17 protein-coding genes and 1 tRNA gene are annotated in these 21,482 nt (G+C 54.9%); 9 read left to right on the top strand and 9 right to left on the bottom strand.

Features of this window, described 5'->3' with window-relative positions; all coding sequences use genetic code 11:
* The first annotated feature begins 2 nt into the window (after positions 1-2).
* Positions 3-347 (top strand): hypothetical protein, encoded by a 345-nt coding sequence (locus EJ576_RS05455; RefSeq protein ID WP_126569709.1) that lies wholly within the window; start codon positions 3-5, stop codon positions 345-347.
* Positions 348-512: 165 nt separating this feature from the next.
* On the opposite strand, the gene EJ576_RS05460 is transcribed toward EJ576_RS05455, so the two are convergent.
* On the bottom strand, positions 513-710 hold the full coding sequence (locus tag EJ576_RS05460; protein ID WP_256656586.1) for a hypothetical protein: 198 nt from the start codon (positions 708-710) through the stop codon (positions 513-515).
* Between the two features lie 235 nt (positions 711-945).
* On the opposite strand from EJ576_RS05460, the gene EJ576_RS05465 reads away from it, so the two are divergent.
* The 4 genes from EJ576_RS05465 to EJ576_RS05485 all read left to right on the top strand — a co-directional run bounded on the left by EJ576_RS05465 (position 946) and on the right by EJ576_RS05485 (position 4,673).
* A tRNA-Thr gene (locus tag EJ576_RS05465) sits at positions 946-1,021 on the top strand.
* A 164-nt stretch (positions 1,022-1,185) separates the two neighbouring features.
* Positions 1,186-2,514: an integrase arm-type DNA-binding domain-containing protein gene (locus EJ576_RS05470; protein WP_126569710.1), complete on the top strand. Its 1,329-nt coding sequence runs from the start codon at positions 1,186-1,188 to the stop codon at positions 2,512-2,514.
* 906 nt (positions 2,515-3,420) lie between these two features.
* Positions 3,421-4,401 (top strand): integrase domain-containing protein, encoded by a 981-nt coding sequence (locus EJ576_RS05480; RefSeq protein ID WP_126569711.1) that lies wholly within the window; start codon positions 3,421-3,423, stop codon positions 4,399-4,401.
* Entirely contained in the window at positions 4,398-4,673 is a 276-nt protein-coding gene (locus tag EJ576_RS05485; RefSeq protein ID WP_126569712.1) for a hypothetical protein, read from the top strand. The genes EJ576_RS05480 and EJ576_RS05485 overlap by 4 nt, the downstream gene beginning before the upstream one ends.
* Before the next feature lie 92 nt (positions 4,674-4,765).
* Here EJ576_RS05485 and EJ576_RS05490 read toward each other — a convergent pair whose 3' ends face one another.
* Both EJ576_RS05490 and drt2 read right to left on the bottom strand, forming a co-directional pair.
* On the bottom strand, positions 4,766-5,521 hold the full coding sequence (locus EJ576_RS05490) for a hypothetical protein (RefSeq protein WP_126569713.1): 756 nt from the start codon (positions 5,519-5,521) through the stop codon (positions 4,766-4,768).
* Between the two features lie 181 nt (positions 5,522-5,702).
* Positions 5,703-6,995 (bottom strand): antiviral reverse transcriptase Drt2, encoded by a 1,293-nt coding sequence (drt2, locus tag EJ576_RS05495; protein WP_126569714.1) that lies wholly within the window; start codon positions 6,993-6,995, stop codon positions 5,703-5,705.
* 1,218 nt (positions 6,996-8,213) lie between these two features.
* Between drt2 and EJ576_RS05500 the strand changes: the two genes are divergently transcribed.
* The 3 genes from EJ576_RS05500 (at position 8,214) to EJ576_RS05510 (ending at position 11,776) form a co-directional block, all read left to right on the top strand.
* A complete protein-coding gene (locus EJ576_RS05500) occupies positions 8,214-9,392 on the top strand; it encodes an HNH endonuclease (RefSeq protein WP_126569715.1) in 1,179 nt (392 codons plus the stop codon).
* A 340-nt stretch (positions 9,393-9,732) separates the two neighbouring features.
* Positions 9,733-10,734 (top strand): hypothetical protein, encoded by a 1,002-nt coding sequence (locus EJ576_RS05505; protein WP_256656587.1) that lies wholly within the window; start codon positions 9,733-9,735, stop codon positions 10,732-10,734.
* A 907-nt stretch (positions 10,735-11,641) separates the two neighbouring features.
* Positions 11,642-11,776 carry a helix-turn-helix domain-containing protein gene (locus EJ576_RS05510; RefSeq protein WP_240037385.1) on the top strand — a complete coding sequence of 45 codons (135 nt, stop codon included), beginning with the start codon at positions 11,642-11,644 and terminating at the stop codon, positions 11,774-11,776.
* Between the two features lie 12 nt (positions 11,777-11,788).
* Here EJ576_RS05510 and EJ576_RS05515 read toward each other — a convergent pair whose 3' ends face one another.
* From EJ576_RS05515 to EJ576_RS05525, 3 genes are all read right to left on the bottom strand, one after another.
* Complete coding sequence (locus EJ576_RS05515) at positions 11,789-12,493, bottom strand: SDR family NAD(P)-dependent oxidoreductase (protein WP_126569717.1); 705 nt, start codon at positions 12,491-12,493, stop codon at positions 11,789-11,791.
* Positions 12,494-12,513: 20 nt separating this feature from the next.
* Positions 12,514-12,717, bottom strand: a complete 204-nt coding sequence (locus EJ576_RS05520; protein WP_016979078.1) for a 4-oxalocrotonate tautomerase family protein — start codon at positions 12,715-12,717, stop codon at positions 12,514-12,516.
* Positions 12,718-12,921: 204 nt separating this feature from the next.
* Positions 12,922-14,238, bottom strand: coding sequence for an OprD family porin (locus EJ576_RS05525; protein ID WP_126569718.1), 1,317 nt, complete (start codon positions 14,236-14,238; stop codon positions 12,922-12,924).
* A gap of 412 nt (positions 14,239-14,650) precedes the next feature.
* Between EJ576_RS05525 and EJ576_RS05530 the strand changes: the two genes are divergently transcribed.
* The gene (locus EJ576_RS05530; protein ID WP_126569719.1) at positions 14,651-16,738 is read left to right on the top strand and encodes a TonB-dependent siderophore receptor; all 2,088 of its coding nucleotides are present in this window, start codon (positions 14,651-14,653) and stop codon (positions 16,736-16,738) included.
* Between the two features lie 115 nt (positions 16,739-16,853).
* Here the strand turns inward: EJ576_RS05530 and EJ576_RS05535 are convergent, their stop codons facing one another.
* The 3 genes from EJ576_RS05535 to EJ576_RS05545 all read right to left on the bottom strand — a co-directional run bounded on the left by EJ576_RS05535 (position 16,854) and on the right by EJ576_RS05545 (position 21,430).
* Entirely contained in the window at positions 16,854-17,066 is a 213-nt protein-coding gene (locus EJ576_RS05535; protein ID WP_126569720.1) for a hypothetical protein, read from the bottom strand.
* A 234-nt stretch (positions 17,067-17,300) separates the two neighbouring features.
* Positions 17,301-18,407 carry an agmatine deiminase gene (aguA, locus tag EJ576_RS05540; RefSeq protein WP_126569721.1) on the bottom strand — a complete coding sequence of 369 codons (1,107 nt, stop codon included), beginning with the start codon at positions 18,405-18,407 and terminating at the stop codon, positions 17,301-17,303.
* 122 nt (positions 18,408-18,529) lie between these two features.
* Positions 18,530-21,430 (bottom strand): aminotransferase, encoded by a 2,901-nt coding sequence (locus EJ576_RS05545; protein WP_126569723.1) that lies wholly within the window; start codon positions 21,428-21,430, stop codon positions 18,530-18,532.
* Between the last annotated feature and the right edge of the window lie 52 nt (positions 21,431-21,482).

Consider the following 21,482-nt stretch of genomic DNA (forward strand, 5'->3'; position numbering starts at 1 on the left):
ACATGAACTTGCGCTGTTATTTCGCGAAAATTGCTGTCCGGGTGGACAAGAACGGCGCAAAACTGACATACCCATCAATAAATATTCGATTGCCCAACATGGTCTCGAAAAATTACCTACATCAAACCGCGATTAATCTGACGGTTTATATCGCGCAACAGAATACGGAAACCTCACCTGTATTCAAGGGAAAACCAGCCGAGCGGTTGATTCGAATCCCCCGCGAAGCCACGGCCCGTGTATCGGTGCGTACAGGCACCGCCTCGCTGGACAGCGAAGCAAAACCCGCGCCGCATGACTCCCCTAGGGCACTCAATCTGCTAAGCCCGGAGGATACCGCCCATTAACTAAACTAAATTGATCGCAGTCAGCCTGTTGGCTGTTGGCTTTTGCTGTAAATGCCGACAGAGATAGGCAGTGGACTACAAGAAGTTCGGGAAGAACTGTGGGAAGGGGCGTTGATACCCATAACAACCGGGCACCCGAGCGCCCGGTATTGGAGCGGGCCCGCCTTATTGGCGCACGCGGCGCTCGGTGAACGCGTAGTCATCCTGGCAATCGCTGGTAGGGTCCGACGACACACTCACGTAGTGAACGGTGTCGGCGTCGAGCAGCTTATAGGTGTACACATCCGGCGAAAGTACGCCGTCCGTGCGCAACTCATTCTTGCCATTGGCCGCAGACCATGAACCCTGCTCGGTCTGGATCACCTGAGTCTGCTGCGCGTCGCGGTAGAAGGTAATGACGAAGCGACCGTTTCACGTGAGGCGTCCTTTGGATGCGATGAGATTGCACCGGGTTAGACCCTTCGGCGACCCAGGAAGAATCCTACCCTTGCTGATCGGAAAAAGAGGCGCGGATGAAAAAACCTTGGGTTCTGCAAAAATAGTCAGAATTCAGGGGTTTACAGAACCTTTCCAATCGCTATAATCGTCGCCCTAACACGCCGGTATAGCTCAGTTGGTAGAGCAACTGACTTGTAATCAGTAGGTCCCGGGTTCGACTCCTGGTGCCGGCACCACATTAGGCTCCATTGCATTCTACTGAATGCTCTGGAAGCCCCGAAAACCCGCCCTTTGGCGGGTTTTTTCGTTCCAGGACCCTCTGTCGGGATCCAACAAAACCCCCCTTCCCCGAGGGTATGTTAGGGGTACTGCGATTTCCCGGTCAGGAGCGCGTACCCCTATGCCACGTCTAGCGATCCCCCTCAGCGACCTGCAATGCCGCACGGCCAAAACCCGCGAGCGCGCTTACAAACTGTTCGACGGTGGCGGCATGTACCTTTTCGTCAAACCCAATGGCGTGAAGACCTGGCGCTTGAAGTACACCAAGCCCAACGGCAAGGAAGGTACGCTCATCATCGGCAATTACCCCATAGTTACCCTTTCCGTCGCACGACGTAAGCGAGACGAAGCCAAGGCGTTGCTGCTCGACAACCTCGACCCAATGGAAGAAAAGAAGAAGGCCAAAATCGTGGCCCAGCGGGCGGCACTGCTTTTCGAAACCGTTGCCCTGGAGTGGCACGCTGATATGTCCCGCCGCTGGACCGAAGGACACGCGAAAACCGTAATGAGCCGACTGCGCACCCACGTCTTCCCGCTGATCGGCCAACGACCCATCGCTGAACTCGATACCCATGACCTGCTAGAGATCACCCAGCGCATCAAGGAACGCGGCACCATGGATGTGGCGTTACGGGTACAGAACTACTTATCCACCATCATGCGCGGGGCCAAAAGGGCTCGGCAGATCACCATGAATCCTGCACTGGATCTGGCAGGCTCGCTTCACGCGCCGCGCACAGTCCATCGCCCGGCCCTCTCCCTCAACCGCCTACCCGAACTGCTACACCGTATCGACAACTACAACGGCCGCGAACTGACTCGCCTTGCCGTGCTGCTCACGCTGCATGTATTCGTCCGCTCCAGCGAACTGCGCTTCGCGCGATGGAGGGAGTTCGACCTCCAACGCGCCATGTGGGAAATCCCCGATACGCGCGCACCGATTGAAGGGGTACGCAACTCCACGCGCGGGACCAAGATGAACGGCGACATTCAAATGGTTCCGCTATCGCCGCAGGTCATCGAAATACTGGAGCGCCTGCGCAGCCTCAGTCGCTTTTCAGAGTTGGTGCTACCGGGCGACCACAAGTACTGGAAGCCCATGTCCGAGAACACGGTGAACACCATGCTCCGCAACGTCGGCTATGACACCAGCAAGGACGTGTGCGGCCACGGCTTCAGGACCATGGCCTGTAGCGCCCTGCTGGAGTCCGGGTTATGGACCGACGCAGCCATCGAAAGACAAATGAGCCATAAGGAACGCAACCGCGTGCGCGCCGCGTATATCCACAAAGCTGAATTTCTGGAGCAGCGCCGGCTGATCATGGCGTGGTGGAGCAACTACATCGACGCCAACCGCCATGGGCATGTGACGCCTCACGAATTCGCTCACCCAGTCGGTGACAACATCACTGCCCTGCAAAAAAGCCGTGGCGCATTCAAACGTGGGTAAACGTGTGAAATCACCGCAGTCCGCCCTTCCATGCGGGTCCATCCAAGCAGGGCTGCAAAGCCGCCCTGTTTGGATGGACCTCATTTAAAAAATCTAAAGCCCACGCAAACTGTCTGTGGAAAACTACTGATTTCCACCGGTGGATAATTTCATCCACAGCCGCAGAACTCCCGATAATTCGAGCCTTGACCCAAATTATCCACAGGCGTAGAAAAGATCGGGCAAGCGCTGTCGTTGACAGCAACCCAGGTAGCCAGAACCTTTAAGGCTACGCCACACCATGGTGGTTCCCCCAAAGTGCGATTAGCGTCCGGCGGCTCGCACGGTCACAGCGATGTGATGGATGCCTACTTTTACCAGTGTGCCCACTGCGGCAACTCCCCCCCCCTTCGTAGCTGTCTTGCAGCAACCTATCCGCTTGGCCATTTCCTTGCGCCAACCTGCGCCCGTCTCTTTCTCCCGGAAAGAGACGGGCGCTCGTACCGCTGCTGCAGCCCATCTCGTACAAGGCTTTGCGGCATTCCCCCTCGTGACAATCGGCGTGACAAACACCGAAGTCACCAGCAACAGCGATGCAGATGATGGTGCCGCAGCCCAGGGAATGGACTGCACCTGACTGACAGTCAGGTATGCCCCGGTCATCGCTTCACTGCCTTCACCCGACTCAGGATCCCGCGGCGCAGGTCTCGTCAGCCAGCGCAGCCTCCACCCGCCCACTTCTTCGGAAGTGTTCAGGAGACCAGATCATGAGATGCCCAAGCTCCCGGCCGTAAGGAGCCGCCGGTCCCGCGTAAGTGGACAACCCTCACAGGTCGCAGGGGCCTTGATCCCTGATAACACTCAACATTCGTGGCGGGATGACGTGGGGAAGGTTTTAAAAGTTTTGGCTTCGAGAGGAGTTTGATCATGGCACTGGTGGGCAGGCGAGATGGGCGCAATTTTGGCTATGGTCGGCAACTGAGCTACGCAGGACCGCAGGCATTGAAAGACCTGTTTGGCGGTGGGCATTACGGGACGGTCAAGGCACACAGTGATCGCTGGCTGGCGTTTGTGCGCTGGTGTCGGTCAGAGGATGGGCCGGGGCTAAATGATGCGCGGCAGATAGATCGGCAGACCTTGTTGGATTACGTCAGCCATCTCCGAAACCAAGTCGAACAAGGTGCTCTAGATATCGCGACCGCGCAAAACCGGTTGTCCAGCGTCAACCGGACCATGGCCGCGCTTCGCGGTGATCAGTATGTGAAAGTGCCGAGCCCGAGCAAGGCGCTGGGAATGCGGCGCACCAGTGTTCGTCGTTCGGTGCCGCAAGGCCAAGACCGCGAACACGTGAAGCGGATCGTAGGGGTGCTTTGCGCACACCAGCAGCCGCGTGCCGCGGCCATCGCTCAGTTAGCGCGAGCCACCGGCATGCGTCTACGTGAGGCCATTTTAGCCGACCTTCCGCGCCTGAAGCGTGAGGCCGAACACTACGGCAAGATCAACATCCAGGACGGCACCAAAGGTGGCCGCTCGGGCGCGTCAGCTCCTCGTTGGATTACGGTAGATGATCATATTCGTGATGCGCTGAGGTTTGCCGATCAGGTCTCGCCTGACGGTAGCCGCAACCTGTTAGCTCCGCACGAAAGCTACCGCGATTTCCAACAGGTACTCGTTCGCCCCGCACGGGAGATTCTCCATACGCACAACCTCAAAGGCTTTCATGAACTACGGGCGGCCTTTGCATGCGAACGCTATAAGCAAATCACCCAGCATCCTGCGCCCATCAACGGTGGCAGTTGCTACCAGCTCGACCGACACCTCGATAAGGAGGCCCGAGCACAAATCAGCTATGAGCTGGGGCACAGTCGTATCGACGTAGTTTCGTCGTACATCGGCGGTCGGGTATGAGTAAACCATTCGATATGGAGCTGTTCCTGGCCGGCGTCCTGACTGGATCTCATGCCACACGCCAACGCCACCTGCGTCAGGCGAAGGCTATCCAAACAGCAATCGCTGAGCGCTGGCAACGCGACAACCCATGGACTTGGCAGAGAAAACACCTTGCGTGGTTTTTGAATCACCACCTAAACCAGCACACTGAATCGACGCGCTATTACTATTTGCTGACCATGCAATTACTCACTCATCGCTTAGGAAAACCTTGGCAGTTCAACCGCTAAACGAAGGCAGAAAACGGCCAATGCAGTCATTGGGCGTCTACGAAACTAGTGACAATTCACAGGTGTGATTGATCAGATGCAACAAGAGAGTGTTAGCACTTGTTGCGATCAACATGTTTCGTGGGTGAGATAACTTTGTAATTTGTGAAGATTTCGTCGTATTTACAGTGTTTTAGGAACTCAATGATCCCGCAAGTGCTCTCCATTTGCTTTTCTGGAATCATGTTGTAATAAAAGCCCCACTCATTACCTATGAAACCGCCCTGTTCGACGAAAGCGGTCCTAAGCTTTCCTTCAAAATTATAGATGATTGCATACAGTACGTTGTCGTTGTATGCAAAACCATTGAGCTTTCTGGTGCTTGCTGTAGCTACTGAGTAATGCTTAAACTCATGATACGACTCTATTGAGTGTGAATTCGTAAGCTTGCATTTTATAGGGCGGCCAATGCTGGTGACGTATAGCTCTATTTTCTGCGGCGACATAAAGCTTGGCTCGTATTCGTCGGCGCCAATGTAATAGTTTGACACCGGCGAAGTTTCGATACTCAAGCTTTCAAGGCCTTTGAGGATTATTGGCGGGTTGAATTCCTCTACTTTAATTGAAATATGGCGATCAATTATTGCGTAGACGGAAAAAATGGGAACAGGTTTATCTTTAAGGTTGCTAAATACAACATTGCCGATTCTTGTAGCTGATGTTCGACTATGGTAGGTGGAGAAGGACACTAAGATTTTGTTGTTTATTTTCTTCCATGCTAGGTATCCGGTGAGCGGGAGAAGTATTAAGCCTGGAGCAATTTTCAAGAATTCTTTAACTGCTCCGAAGAACTCCGGCAGAAGAATCATACGTTCATAACCTTATTGTTGGTAAGTGAAACGCCAGTTCTGCGAGCACATTTAGCAGAGTGAGGCAGATAAAACTAACAGAGCTAAGGTGAATCTTCGACGTCTTCATTCAATCGTATCGACCTCTGCCAGATTCGCGCGCTGGCATGAATCAAAGATGAAGTTAAAACGAAATTTGCATCTAGCTACTGGATTTAGCATCCGATATGAATCTATTCATTTTCTTCCAGTGTGGACGCAGCTGTTTCCTTATAGATTTAGAGTTCATAATCTTTGCAGCCCTAAATCCATAAGTAATAAAATTCCTACGCCCCAGGCAGCTGTAGCCTTTATAGATTGCTCGAAGAAACAAATCTTTAGGAGTCTCCCCCCTCTTAGCCCTCAAGCCATTGCAGCGATCCATAGCCTTTTTTGTAAGCCATATTCTTTTACGCATCTTTTTATAATAACGAGTGATAGACGAAGAGCGAATATGCTCATTCTGCCCATCGAATGAAAACCCTAAATAGTGAATTGGCTTATCAGCCCTGAGTTTTCCTGACGCATCATATGTAAAATGAGATATCTCAGTCTTCTTATGTTGCAAACTAAGGTGCAACCCTCTGATCTTCATTTCTACAAAATCGTGAACCGCCAACTCCTGCTCTAAATTGCAGATTATAAGTAAGTCGTCACAATACCTATAAAATACTGACTCGGTATATAATAGAAAATCGAGCAATGCAAGGTCAAATTCCATCATGTAAATATTGGACAGCAGGGCGCTTATCGGTGAGCCTTGTGGAATTCCCCGACCCTCTGGATTAGAACTTAAAAGCCCTCCCCCTCTAACCTCATCACGAAATTGCTTTGCGGAACATAGGCGGGCATCATTAACATTCGGATTATGTAGCGATATACCCAATTTTTTATAGAGACTAATCTTGTCAACTCGAGCACTTTTGGTGAGGGACTTATAAACCGAGAAATGGTCATCGGGTAGATATTTTTCACCGAGCAACTTTGCCCAGGCCTGCTTCAGTGTAGGGTGATCGAGACGATCGAAGAATTTTTCAACATCAAAGGCAAGAACGCAGCACTCCCCTCTTGCCTTTATTTCCTCAAACGCATCGTGTGCAAAGTGAATATTGTTCTTAGAATCAATAGACCGAAACGCCAAAACCGAAGTATGAAGCCCTCGCTTATTTAACTCAGCCTCGTACTTTTCGCTCAATAGAAAGCAATAGTACGCATAAATGTGCGAATCCAAATGTGCTGCATAGCTGATAGGTCTCGCTTTGGGTGTTTTAACAAAAAACCCACGATCATTATCGAAGCGATATTTTAAAACTTGGGATGTATACGTTATGAAGGGATAAAATGAATGCTGCGCGACTTTTTTAGGCGTAGTGACGTAATCGTAGGCGGCCTTTTGACCAAGCGGTCGGTCAAAGTGAAGATACTTTCTAGACTTGTACCACGGAAGATCTTCCATGCTTCCTACATCCTGATAAGCCAACCGGTGGAGCTAGGATGGCGGCAATCCCGAACCGCCCCACCGGCTAAACTTAATGCTCTAAACATTATCCATCTTTTCAGACTAGGCCGCGTATTGCTAGAGATGACTTATAATGTCAGTATCACGATTACGTTTGGAGGTTCTCAATGAAGAGATTCCGCACGCTGCTGTTAGCCGTGTGTATCGCCGTGGTAAATAACCATGCGCGGCTTGACAACTTGTGATCCACCTTGTGGCCAATTGCCACAAGCGATGTTGAATCTACCACACCACTATTTCCCCGTATAGATAGCATTCATCACTTTTCAAAAAAGGCAACCTCGCCATTGCTAGAAATAAGCAGCGAAGTCGCATAGGTGCTTGAATTTACGCATTAAAACCGCCTGGGTAAGCCAATACTTGCCGGAGCTGCTGACCAGGCTGCAATCGCTCCTGTTGTAAACCTCAGTGTTTCCACAATAAATCTAGGGCTAGATGCTGCGGGGTTCACCTTGGTGGAACTGCGATGGCTTCATGCGTTGGGTGGCTGCGTTGGCCAGATGCGCCCCCCATAGAGCATCCACTATTGGCCGACAGTGAACCTGATCCGAACGTCCGTTTTTGACCGGAAGCGAACCTAGGGCGAACGTTCGCTTTTGGCTGTGGATTCAACCGGTCAGCCAGGGCAGCAATCGACCCAGGCTGTGTGAAAACGCATGCACCGTTTTGAAGTCTTCGTTTCTACGTAAAATCTGCCAGCGTTTGGTTAGTCGGCCAGACCTGAAATTTGCGTAGGAACGCGACTTTCGTTCCGATTCTGACCGTCAAACTTGCTCTAAAACGTTTTCACAAAGCCTGGACCCATTGCAGACACTCATATCATGGAGTCTTCATCCACACCGTGCAGTGTCAGAACGTACTATTGAAACCATTACTATCGGTTAAAAAATGGTGGTCGCCATAAGTAACGGGCTCACGAGAAAGGTTTACGAATCTGCGTGCTACCGGAGTGTCCTGAAGCAGCTTGATCATGCTATACAGCCGATCATATTGGTTTTTCGCGATGTGAGGCTGCCTTTTCGCGAACACACCTAGAGGTTTCATTGTCAAAAAAACTTTGACTAGTCTCTGCGGTTTTTGCGGTGACCGGTTTTAGTTATAAACATTCTAGAGCATTTTGCTTTATGTGATTTTAAGTTGCCAAACGGGGACGCCATGCAGGTCGCAAAGATTCTAGAAACACAAACGGTTATAACTGCGCAACAAGCTTGTGGGCTAAATGGTGCAGAAAAGTACTCCTGTCCTTCCTGCGGGGTGGAGCTTATCCTTTGCTCGGTAACGAGTCCAACCCGGGTTCCGTTCTTTCGCACCACGATAAGAAGCCCGCACCATCCAGAGTGCCAGTTCAATGCACAGGGAGGAGGGAGCTTAAGGGGGATGGAGTTTGAACGCTTTCTGGTAAGTGTTTTGAAAGAACACAGTTCATATTTGCACGTAGAGCAGGATGCATTGCTCGGTCGGGATATGCGCTACAGAATTGATATTCTAGCCAGTCGAAAAGTAGGAGGAAGTACTGAGAGCCTAATAATCGAATGCAAGGTGTCCCCGCCTAATAGTCCTGGGCAGCTTGAGAGGTTGTTAGGGGTTTTCGCTAGGTATAGAGAGGTCAATAAAGAGAGTAAGCTGGTTCTTGCAATTCCGGCAACATTGTCTGAGTACTCGCTAGAGGCTTTAAGGGCTGCGAGTGTTGAAGTTTGGGACTTGGACTTTCTGTCGGGCGAATTTTTCGACGTCATTGATAGAGTCCCAGAAAGTATTTTCAAGATTGTCATTGCGTCTCATACGGCTCGAACAGGTGTCTCTACCATAGAGGAGGGTTTTATTTCCAGTATAAAGTCTTGTGCTCCAGGGAAGCAGGACTGCTATGTTTATCAGAAACTAGTAGGCGAAATATTGGCTCATTTGTTTTCGCCTCCTTTGATTGAGCCAATTCCCGAGTTGTCTGATAATTCTAAGGCCAATCGACGGGATTTTATAATGCCTAACTATGCAGATAGCGGGTTTTGGGCCTTTTTAAGAGAAAGATACTCAGCAGATTACATTATAGTTGATGCAAAAAATTACACAAAAAAAGTTGGGAAGAAAGATATTTTGCAGATTTCAAACTATCTGAAGTCGCATGGTGCAGGTTTATTTGGATTGATTTTTTCTAGAAGTGGTGGTGATTTGTCAGGATGTGAAGTTACTTTGCGAGAACAGTGGCTTGTTCATCAAAAAATGATCGTTGTCCTGGATGACGAGGATGTCATATCAATGCTCCTGGCGAAGTCAGATGGGCGACCGCCAGAGCAGATACTTGGAAATAAGATCGAGCAGTTTAGATTGTCGATGTGATAAACCGCAACGGCGTTCGCACATAGCGCACTTCAAAGCAAATGCTCTGAAGGTTAAGGAATCTTGAAAGAAGCAGTTTTATCGCAAATCGACTATTCTCAATAAACCCCACGAGTTGTGTACCCCTTTCGGTAGAGTGAAAATGTTCGAAGCGATTACATACAGAAATGCAATAGGACCAGGCCCCCTAATTGACATTGGCGCACTCGCTGAAGGGCTAATTTTCTATGGGAGGGTGGTGGTTGCTGCCAACAGCGCTACTCTCGCGGATCTGCTCTCGAGTATTCCCCCCTTCATACTCTTGTCCCTCCTTCGCGATGGAAGACTGGAGATCCATTACATGGAGGACAACACTGCGGTCTCAACTGATACGCTTAGCAACGGTCGCTCGCTACACAGCCTGATCAGATTTTCCTCTCCTGATCATGCACTTGAAAAAGTAGGGCCGCAAAAGTTTCGGGACGCTGCAGGTAGCACCAGCCAAGCCAAAATAGGTGCAAGCCAGTTCACAAAACTTCTTATACCTCTGAGTCAAAGTGGTTTTGATCAAGAATCCTTGCTTCAAACCTTTTCGCATGGCGACACGATCCAAGAAACGGTCAAAGCTCTCATTCATGAGGTAGCACCTAACTTTTCGTGCCCAAGTGATTTTCGGTTTAAGGTTGAGCGGGAGCGGAATGGGCACTTCTCAGTTGATACAAACATCGACTTCACTGGTCTTAACAAAATTTACCATCAGGTAATACCTCCAGAGCACTCGACCGTCACAGAAGCGTACATTTTAGCGATAGTCCAAGGGGCATACCAAGCCACCTTTCTAGCAGCTTCACTGAATACAGAAATCGCAGTGCACCCCATTGAAAAGGTTGTGCAAGCAAGTGCTATAGAGGCAGTAGTCAGGAAATATGAACAAAGCCAGCGTTCGCTAGAGAGCTTCAAAGACTTGACGCTATCGGGAAGCCATGCGATTCGAGAAGCGGTCAATTCGGGTAAAGTTCCATTCGCAGCGGTAGTCAAGCTACTCGATTCCGCAGATAAGTTTCGACATTGGTTACATCAACAGCCGGCAGACGTAAATCTCGTCAGAGCCTACTACCAAGAAACAATCAAGGACTCTTGGGTCGAAAAGCTTCCGGGGAAAAGTATGAGGTGGACGATTTTCACCGGTCTCGGTCTAGGAATTGACGCGCTTGGTGCTGGCGGGCTCGGCACTGCAGCAGGGGTTACCGTTGGGGCAATTGACACGTTTCTCGCTGACAAGCTTGTCGGTGGATGGAAACCTCATCAATTTGTCGAACGAGACCTTAAGTCTCTCTTTGATCCAACAGGGAAAGGTAAATAGTAATAGATAGTTTATTCAGCATCTGGATTCTATTACAGCCGTTATCGTTGCAAACAGGCGCGCTATCCGCGTAAAGCGCAAACCGAGTAGCCGATGAGTTCGTGGTGCCTGGTGGTGATCCATCCGGTGATTAGCCGCCTGAGGCGGAGTCACCAATGACAGTTTCTGATCGATATCCGCCTTAGGCGAAGGACCTCTTTTGGCCGTCTGCTGCCTGTCGCCACGGCAGCTTTTGGCGGAGACTGAGTAAAAACTCTTTCGGGCAGTCGTAGCAGTCAAAATCGGCGCAAAAATCACGCTCCTACGCAAAATCCAGGTTTGCTGCCTAACCGAACGCTTGCAGATTTAACGTAGACGCGAGGACTTGAAAACGGCCTCTGCGTTTTTACACAGCCTGGGCGGATTCCTGCCTATTCTCTACGGAGGGGATGATCGACAACGTTCGAACTTAGGAGGTTTACCATTCCGTATGCGGCTCTGAATGACTTGCAGACCGACAATGTGCTGACATCTCAAACATCCCGAGTTCGATTCCACCGAATGCCATAACTAGCTGATTTATTTATAGTTACTAGTTGGGGTACGCCGATTTTTCCAGCGAACTCCAGACGCCCGAAAAACCTAGCCCCGCAGAAACATACCGTTCGTCTGGTGCCGCACCATATCTCGAAGCCCCGCAATGCGGGGCTTTGTGGTTTCTGGGGTTTGGAACATCACTCTTTCTGAAACCACTAACCCCCCTTCAGTCCAAGATTCGTCCAATTTCATTTTAGGGACGCCTCGGCATCACGCACCTAAAAACCCTTGTGCTGTACGAGTCACCTTCACCGCCCCCTCATCCAGAAACACCCAAGCCGTGGCAAACACGTGAGGGCTTGGGTGTTTTTGAGGTGTCCTAGCGAAAACCATGCTGTCCAGACAGGACGCTCGTATCGGCGAAATTGGCTTTGCGATTGGCTATGAGTCCGAGGCGGCGTTCAGCCGCGCCTACAAAGCCTTTTTTGGTCGCCCGCCACGGGAGGACAACGCCCGGCCGGGGTAGGCCGGGACGTGTTCATCTATGACCCGCGCTTTGCCCACCGTCGACATGCAGAATCTCGCCGGTGACAAACCCAGCGCGCTCCAGATAGACGATCGCCTGGGCGATGTCACTCACCTCCCCCATATGCCCGACCGGATGCAATTGCCCGAGCGCCGCGTGGGTTTCTTCGCTGTGCATCGGCGTCTTGATGATCCCTGGGCTCACCGCGTTCACCCGGATGCCACGCTTGGCGTACTCGATCGCCAGGGACTTGGTCGCTGAATTCAGCCCACCTTTGGTGAGGTTGGCGAGTACCGATGGCACGCCGTCGATGGCGTGGTCCGCCAGGCTGGTGGTGACGTTGACGATATGGCCAGCGTTGTTCTTTTCCATCTCGGCAATGGCGAGTTGGGTGATGTAGAAGAAGCCGTTGAGGTTCACCGCGAGCACATTGGCGTAGTCCTCCTGGGTGTAGGCCGTGAAGGGCTTGGCGATAAAAATACCGGCGTTGTTGATCAGGCTGTCGATGCGCCCGAAGGTGGCCAGGGTTTCGCGGATGACGCGCTGGGCGGTGGCCGGGTCAGCGATGTCGCCGGCGACGGTAAGGATGTCCGGGTCGGTGGACGGTTGGATCGAGCGCGAAGTGGCGACGACCCGGTAATCCAAAGCGCGGTAGGCCTGGACCACGGCGGCGCCGATACCTTGCGACGCGCCGGTGATGATGACGACTTTTTTCATGAGAGTTCTCCGGTAGGGATTCAGGCTTGGGATTTGCGGTATTCGGTGGTGGTGATGCCGGCGTAGCCCCAGTTATCGGTATCGACTTCTTCGATGACGATGTGGGTCAGGTCCGGGCGTTTGTGCAGGACGCGTTCGAGGGTTTCGGTGAACTCGGCGATGACCTGGGCTTTTTGCTCCGGGGTAACGCCGTCACGGGTGATGCGCAGGCTGACAAAGGGCATGACAATGACTCCAGTGGCCGGCCATCGGGGTGATGGGCGGGCAGTGGGGTCAATTTAGGCTTGCGCCGGAAGGGGATAAAGGCGGGGCCGGGTACTTCATTCGTACTGCGGTGTAACAATACAGCGCTGGAATGCCAGGCATAAAAAAACCCCGAACCAGTCGGGGTTTTTTATCGCCCGAAATCAGGCGCGACGTTGGATCAATTAGAAAACGTTGATCGGGTAGTCGGCGAACAGACGGATTTCGTTACCGCCTACGTTGTAGTTGCTGGCGTTGTTGGAAACGCGCAACCACGACGCACGCGCACGCAGGCTCAGGTCTTTGGCCGGGCCGCTCTGAACCACGTACTTGAACTGGTTCCAGATTTCACGCTCGGTGCCGTCGCCGCGGTTGGTACCGTCGTCGATGTTGGTACCGCGAACGTAGGCAACGTTGTAGGTCAGGCCTGGTACGCCGAAGGTGGCGAAGTCGATGCCGTAGCCAAGCTGCCACGAACGCTCGTCCTTGCCGTTGAAGTCGGACCAGTAGGAGTTAGCCAGCAAGATGGTGTTACCACCGTCGCCGATGCCGCCAGCGTTGCGGTAGCCGCCGTAGAGGTAACCGGTGTCGCCGGTGCTGCGCTGGTGAGCGACGGTGAAGCTGTGCGGGCCGACAGCCCACGTAGCGCCCAGGCTCCAGATCTTGTTGTCACGGGCGTCAGCGTCTTTCTGGTTTTCCAGGGCGAAGCTGCGGTCCAGCTTGGTTTTGTAGCCGTTGAAGTCAAAGGTCAGCGACTGCTTCTCTGGCAGGGCCAGCACGTAGTTGACGTTGACGTATTGCTTCTTCAGCACGTCCTGCATGTCGGAGGCGTACAGCGCGGCCGACAGGCTCTCGGTGAATTTGTAGCTACCACCGATGTAGTCGATGCTTTTCAGGCGACCGCTGTCGGTGCCTTCCATGCTCTTGCGGGCTTCTTTGGTGAAGTGACCCGCGTCCAGTTGCAGACCGGCGATCTCTTTGGAAACGATCGAGGTACCGGTGTAGGTTTCCGACAACAGACGGGAGTTGTCGTACTGCAGCACAGGCACGGCCGGGAACTGATCACCGTACTTGAGCACGGTGTTGGAAACGCGGAACTTCACGGCAGCGCCGCCCTTGGCCAGGTCGTGTGGTGCCGAGCCAGGGTTGTTCGAGCCATCAGGGTTGGTGGTGCCATTGCCCTGTTTGAAGAAGTCGATACCGCCAGCGCCGGCACGGCCTTTACCGCCGTCCAGACGAGTAGCGTATTGGCCGATCACGTCCACACCCACACCGACGGTGCCTTGGGTGAAGCCGGACTCGAGCTTGCCGATGAAGCCTTGGCCCCACTCGGCTTTGTCTTGCTTGCCGTTCTTGTAGTCACGGCTGATGTAGGCGTTACGTGCGGCGATGTTCAGGTGGCTGTCTTCGATAAAACCCTTGGACTGATCCTGGTCGTTTGCCATTGCTGTCGATGCGCTCAAAATCCCCAGAGCGATCAGACTCATCCGTTGCTTCAACATTTTCTTGTATTCCTTATTCCTGGTTGAGTACGCGCTGTGACACCAGGCTCCGTGTCGCTTTTTCTGGTGTCGACTGATTCCGGAAAAAAGAAGGCCCGCGGACGACTTAACAGGCCGCGGGCCTTTTTTATTGGATGAGTCATGGCGGTTAGCCACAGGCGTTGGGCGCAATCCTAGTCGCGCCCGGAACTATGTGTCAATTTCGCGAATCGTCTGTATTTAGGCGAAATAATTCTAAGGAAGCGCCTACAGCAGTCCTGTAAGCGACAAAAAACCGCACGCAAAACGGCAAAAAACACATCTCGTAACACATTTCAAAGCCGATACGTTTGGCAATGGATAACGCGCGCAAATGCAAAGCATTACCATTAACGTGCAGTTTTCCTCCCTAACAATTCGGATACATTCCTCCATGCCTGCCCCTCGCCTAACGCCCATCACCCTTGGGCTTTCCGTTCTGCTGTCTGCCGGTTTTGCCTGTGCGGCCACGACCTTGCCCGAAACGTCGATCAGCGCCGAAGCTGACGAAGACGATCCGCGCATCAAGGAAACCAGCACCGCCACCCGCACCGCCACACCTGTGCGGTATGTGCCCCAGGCGATCGACTCCGTGAAAACCGAAAGCCTGCGCTCCTACGGCACCAATGACCTGGGTCAGGCATTGAGCGGCATCCCTAACGTCAGCAGCGGCGCCGACACGCGCTTCGACAGCTTGCGCATCCGCGGTTTCGACGCGAGCAATGACTTCTATCTGGATGGCATTCGCGACGACAGCCAATATGTGCGCGACTTGCACAACATCGAGCGCATCGAAGTGCTCAAGGGGCCGGCAGCCGTACTCTACGGGCGAGGCGGTCAGGGAGGGATCGTCAACCGCGTGAGCAAACTGCCTGTGGCCGGGCATAAATCGAGTATCGAGGCGCAGGGCGGCAGCAACGATCTGCGTAGCTTGTATGCCGACCTCAGCACCGACCCCACCGATAACATCAGCCTGCGCCTGAACATGGGCAACCAGGACAACAACAGCTTTCGCGACGGCGTCAGCGGCAATCGCCAGCTGTTCGCACCGTCCATGAGTTGGCAGCTCACGCCGGACCTTAACTGGCTGGTGCAATACGAATACAGCCGCTACAACCGCACGCCGGACCGTGGCATTCCGGGGGTTAACGGCCGACCAGCCGATGTGAGCCGCAGCACCACCTATTTTGATAACCGCGACTACATCGACGACAAATCCCAGTCGCTGCGCTCCAAGCTGGCCTATGAGCTCAACGACAACTGGCAACTGCGCCAGACACTCGGTGTGTTCAAGCTCGACAGTGATTTCGACAATACCTACCAAACCGCCTACGTGCCGTCGAACAACAGCGTCACACGCCAACGCTGGCAGCAAGACCTGAACACCCTCAACATCTTCAACAACGTCGAGCTGGAAGGTGGCTTCAGCACCTACGGCCTGGAACACCGCCTGCTTACCGGCCTCGAACTGGGCAGCCAGCGCCGCGATCCCAAGCTGTACACCGCCACTGCCGTCAGTAGAGGCGGTCAGGCCGTGCCGAGCCTGGACCTCAACCAACCCAACCGTAACCTCAGCCACACCGGCCGTATGAGCGTGTCGAGTAACAACCACACCGAAGTCGAAAGCCGTGCCCTTTATGTGCAGGATCAACTGCGCCTGAATGATCAATGGCAAGTCCTGGCGGGCCTGCGTTACGACCGCTTTGAAGTGGACACCAAAAACAAACTGCTCAATACCCAACAGGACGTCAAAAGCCACAGCACCAGCCCGCGCTTTGGCCTGGTCTGGACGCCGCTGGAGCATCACTCGTTCTACGCATCGTGGAGCAAGACATTTTCGCCTGCGGGCGGTGGCTTGATCGGTATCACCCCCAACGCTGCCGGCAGCGTCAACGACCTGAGCCCGGAGCTGACCAAGCAGAAGGAAATCGGGGTCAAGAGCGACTGGCTCGACGACCGCCTGAGCACCACCCTGGCGGTGTACGAGCTGGAACTCTACAACCGCCGCACCAGCGACCCGCTGGACCGTACCATCACCCTGCTCAGCGGCTTGCAGCGCTCACGTGGCGTGGAGCTGACCGCCACCGGCAAGATCGTCGGCAATTGGTATGTGCGCGGCGGTGTCGGCCTGCAGGATGCCAAGGTCGAGAAGGACAACAACGGCTTCGAAGGCAAACGCGTCAGCGACGTGGCAAAGCGCAATGCCAGTGTGTTCATCACCTGGAAGCCAGAGATGGGCTGGTACGCAGAAACCGGCCTGACGCTGGTGGGCGACCGTTACGCCGACAGCCTCAACACCGTCGTATTGCCGGGTTATGGTCGTTGGGATGCGTTGGCCGGGTTTCGTCAGAAGGAATGGGATGTGAGGGCGGCGCTGAACAACATCGCGGATAAAACCTACTACGCGTCGGCGACCAGTGTGGCGCAGATTCAGCCAGGGGAACCGCGCAGTGTGGTGGTGACAGGCACCTACAGCTTCTAAAAGTCTTCCTGTAGGAGCGAGCTTGCTCGCGAAAAACCCGAGAGCGCCGCGATTAACCAGGATCGCTGCGTTATCGTTGGCGACCTTCGCGAGCAAGCTCGCTCCTACAAGTGCATCAGTTCATCAACTCGCACAACGCGTGCACTTCATCCTCACTGAACAACCCCGCCGGGTAACGTTCACTCATCACGCAGCGCAAGTCAGGCTGTTGCCTGATCTGTCGCGAGCCGTTTTCCTTCAACCAGAGCGCCAGCGCATGGATCGCATCGCCGTTGACCCGCGAAGGGTGAAACGTGCGCGTGTACATCAGGTTGATATCGGCATTCATTTCAGCGCTCTCTCCTACTGCGTGAGCGGCTAACTTACTCAAGGTTTATGACAGAACTGCGCAGTCATCGCCTTGGGCCACTGTGACAACGGCGATACAAGAGCTATGCCAATGTCTCGTGCCCATAGGCGTTTGGACACAAAAAAGCCCGCGACCTGTCTGGGTCGCGGGCTTGTTGTGGAGGACTGAACCGATCCACGCCGGTTCATCCTCATAGCGCTGTTACAACTGCACTCAATTTTTGTGTGGGGCCGGCTGTTGTTGGGTCAGGCAGTGGATGTTGCCGCCGCCCAGTAACAGTTCGCGGCCCGGCACCATCACCACTTCATGCTGCGGGAACAGCTCCTGCAGGATGGATTTGGCCTGGCTGTCCAGCGGGTCGTCGAAGCTTGGCGCGATGATGCCACCGTTGACGATCAGGAAGTTGACGTAGGAACCCGCCAACCGCACGGTCGGATTACGTTCCTGGGTACCGTCAACCGGGTCAACGCCGGCGCATTCTTCTTCGGTCGCATACAGCGGGCCTGGGATCGGCATTTTATGCACTGTGAACGAGCGACCCTGTGCGTCGGTGCTGCTTTGCAGCACCTCCATGGCAGCGTGGCAGCGCGCATAGTTCGGGTCTTGCGGGTCGTCGGTCCAGGCCAGCAGCACTTCGCCTGGGCGCACGTAGCAGCAGAAGTTATCCACATGGCCGTCGGTTTCGTCGTTGAACAGGCCGTCCGGCAACCAGATGATCTTATCCACAGCCAGGTTAGCGCTCAGCACCGCTTCGATCTCGGCACGGTCGAGGTGCGGGTTGCGATTGCGGTTGAGCAGGCATTCCTCAGTGGTGATCAGGGTGCCTTCGCCGTCGACATGGATCGAGCCGCCTTCCAGCACAAAACCTTCGATGCGATAGCGCGAGGCGCGTTCGATTTCGAGAATCTTGCCGCCGACCTGGGAGTCGCGATTCCATGGCGAATACAGACCGCCGTCAAAACCACCCCAGGCGTTGAAGTCCCAGTTCACGCCGCGCACTTCGCCGCTGTTGTTGATCACGAAGGTCGGGCCGGTATCGCGTACCCAGGCGTCATCGCTGGACATCTCCACCACGCGGATATTCGGCACATCCAGGCGCGCGCGAGCGTTTTCGTACTGGCCAGCGGAAACCGCCACGGTGACTGGCTCAAAACGCGCAATGGCCTTGGCCACCGCCACATGAGCGGCTTGCGCGGGTTTGCCACCCAGGCGCCAGTTATCCGGGCGCTCCGGCCAGATCATCCAGGTCTGGGTCTGTGGCGCCCATTCGGCAGGCATATGAAAGCCATCGGCGCGGGGGGTGCTGTGCAGGGTGGTCATGGCGATCAGGACTCCGAATGGGGGTGAAGGCCGACTTTATAATGGATAAAAATCGGCCTTAATAGCGACACAGGATAATAGCGGGAAAATATTACAACATTTAACCGATAACAATCGGCAAATTACAAATGCTCATCGAGCACCTTCGACAGCATGTCGACGAAAAAATCCACGCTACGCCGGGACGTGACCATCGGCGGCTTGATCTTGAGGATGTTCAGATAGTCACCGGTGGGCTGCATGAAAATACCCAGCTCGCGCAGGCGATCACACAGCAAGGTAGTTTCTTCGGTGGCAGGCTCCAGAGTCTGGCGGTCGCGCACCAACTCCAGCCCGAGATAAAACCCCGAGCCATGAACAGCCCCCACTAACGGATGACGGTCAATCAGTTCCTCCAATCTTGCCTTGAAATGCCCGCCAACCACCTGGGCGTTTTCCCACAGTTTTTCCTCCTCCATCACGTCCAGCACGGCCATGCCAATGCGGCAACTGACCGGACTGCCTCCCGACGACGAGAAAAAGTAACCCTCGGCCTCCAGCGCTTCGGCGATTTCCCGGCGGGTAATCACCGCGCCCAGCGGCTGGCCATTGCCCATGCCCTTGGCCATGGTGATGATGTCGGGTACCACGCCCTGCTCTTCAAAGCCCCAGAAGAAATGCCCCATGCGGCCGTAACCCACCTGCACTTCATCGGCGATACACACGCCGCCCTGGGCACGAACGAGTCCATACACCTGCTGCAAATAGCCCGGCGGCAATGAGATGCCACCGGCATTCCCATACACCGGCTCGCAGATGAAACCCGCCAGTTGGCGTTGGCTCGCGGCGATTTTCGCCAGGTTGTGTTCCACGCTTCGTACGTAGTCCGGCGCACTGTCCTGCCCACGGAACTCGCCGCGATAGGTATTGGGCGCGGTCACCGGGTGTACCCAGTCCGGGCGACTGCTTAATGCCTGAGGGTTGTCGGCAATCGACGTGGACACCGCATCTGCCGCCACCGACCAGCCGTGATAGGCCTCCAGCACGCTGAGCATGTCGCGCCCGCCGCTGAAGGCCCAGGCCAGGCGGATCGCCAAGTCATTGGCCTCGGTGCCGCTGTTGACCAGGAATACCCGGTCCATGCCTTCTGGCGCCAGCGACAGCAAACGTTCGGAAAATTCGGCAATCGCCGCGTAGTGGAAGCGCGAGTTGGTATTGAGCAGCGACCACTGCCGCGCGGCCACCGCCGCCATGCGCGGATGGCCATGGCCCAGCACAGCGACGTTATTGAGCATGTCCAGGTAGGAACGGCCCTGCATGTCGATCAGGTGGTTGCGCCAGCCACGCTCGATACGCGGCGGGTCAACGTAATAGTGCTTTTGCGAACGGGCGAAACTGGCGTCGCGGCGGGCCAGCAGAGCCTCGGGGTCCAACTCGGGTTCGGCGTCGCAGGCAAGGCCCAACAGCGCGGCCGGCGACGGACACAGCGACTGCCATGCCTGTGCCCGTGATGGCGTGCAAAACAACGGTGCGGGTACGTCAGCACGGCATAGTTGCACGGTGAGCGGGCCTTCGACCTCACCGATCACCTGGCCCTTGAGCACTGCGGCACCTGGCTGCAACTGTACTTTAACGCCCCATAGCCAAACGCTTGCCTCGCTGCTGTGCACCTGAAGCTCACCGTTGGCGCCCCGTCGCACAACACCCGCAAACGGCGCTTCAACCGATGTACCCGACGGCACGTGCAGTTCGACATGCAACGGGAACGTCTCTGGCTCATTCGCGCTGTCGGGCTGGGTACGCGACAAACGGTATTGCCCATAACGACTCGCCGCCAGGCCATGCACCGCCGCCGCCTCCTGCAACAAGTGTTGATCGACGCCGGGTTGTTCCCAGTTACCGGCCTCGAAATGTGGGCTGAGCACGCCCAGGTCGATCAACGCAAACTCACGCCCAACCAACCCTGGCAGCAACGGCGCAAAGCCCTGGCTGGCGATGGGTGCGGGCGCCTGCCCGACGCCCCCCAGAATGGCCGCCTCCATTAATTCAAACGGCACTGACGTCGCTACATGGAAGATTTCCCACTCATGTTCAGCGTTTTTCAGCAGGTAACTGTTATCCGGATCCAGGCGTTGCTGCTGCTCGCTGCTCAACACCAGCACCGCCGCACGGGCGACGATCAACGGCCACAGCGCCCGCAATTCTTCGTGCTGCAACGGCGTCACCGCGTGACACGCTTGAATCGCCGGCAAGATCGCAAAGGGATCGCCCTCGGCATGGTGCAGCAGCGCGGCGCAGGTCACCGACAGGTCGGCAATGCGCCAGGTATGCACCAGGTCGCCGAAGTCGATCACGCCCTGAACCTGCCAGTGCCGTTGCGCATCGCGCTGCCACACCACGTTGTCGTCGGTGATGTCCATATGCACCGCCTGCCACGGCAAGTGATCGGCCAGGGGGCGGATACGCTCCTCGACCTGCTCAGCCACTTGCTCCAGTGCCGCGCGATGCGGGAGGTTTTCCAGCGTCGCCAGCAGATGCTTGATCAATGCCTGGGCATGGCGCGGGTCCCACTGCAGCGTGCGCGCAAGGCCCGGATGCTCAAACCGCGCCAGCGCCTGGCTCATCCGCCCACACAGGTCACCAAACCCTGCGATCACCCCACGCCCCAAGTGAGGCTGATGGGTCAACGGCTGGCCATCGATGTAATCCAGTACCCGCACGTGCAGGGCTTGGCCGTCGAGGGTCAGGGTCAACAACTCTTCCCCCGTCAAAGACTTGATGACCTTGGGTACGCGCACAGCCTGCAGGCTGTTGAGCGCCGCGTGCTGGGCGTGCAGCTCAACAGCGTCGTAGTCGCCCCGGCAGATTTTCAGAACAAACCGGCCGCGGGGGCTGTCGACTTTATAGTTGAGGTCTTGCTGGCTGCCCAATGATTGCAAGGTGCCAGTGAGGTCGTAATGTTGCTTGAGCAGGTGAGCCGCCTGATCGGAGCCCACTTGCGGGCAGGGTAGGCTGGCGCGATGGACCAGAGTGGCGAGCGGCATTGTGACGACCTCGATTTTTTTAGGCGTCTATATCGCCATTGTTCTGGTGGAT

It is taken from the genome of Pseudomonas sp. C 49-2 (assembly GCF_003970195.1).
Classification (GTDB): domain Bacteria; phylum Pseudomonadota; class Gammaproteobacteria; order Pseudomonadales; family Pseudomonadaceae; genus Aquipseudomonas; species Aquipseudomonas canadensis.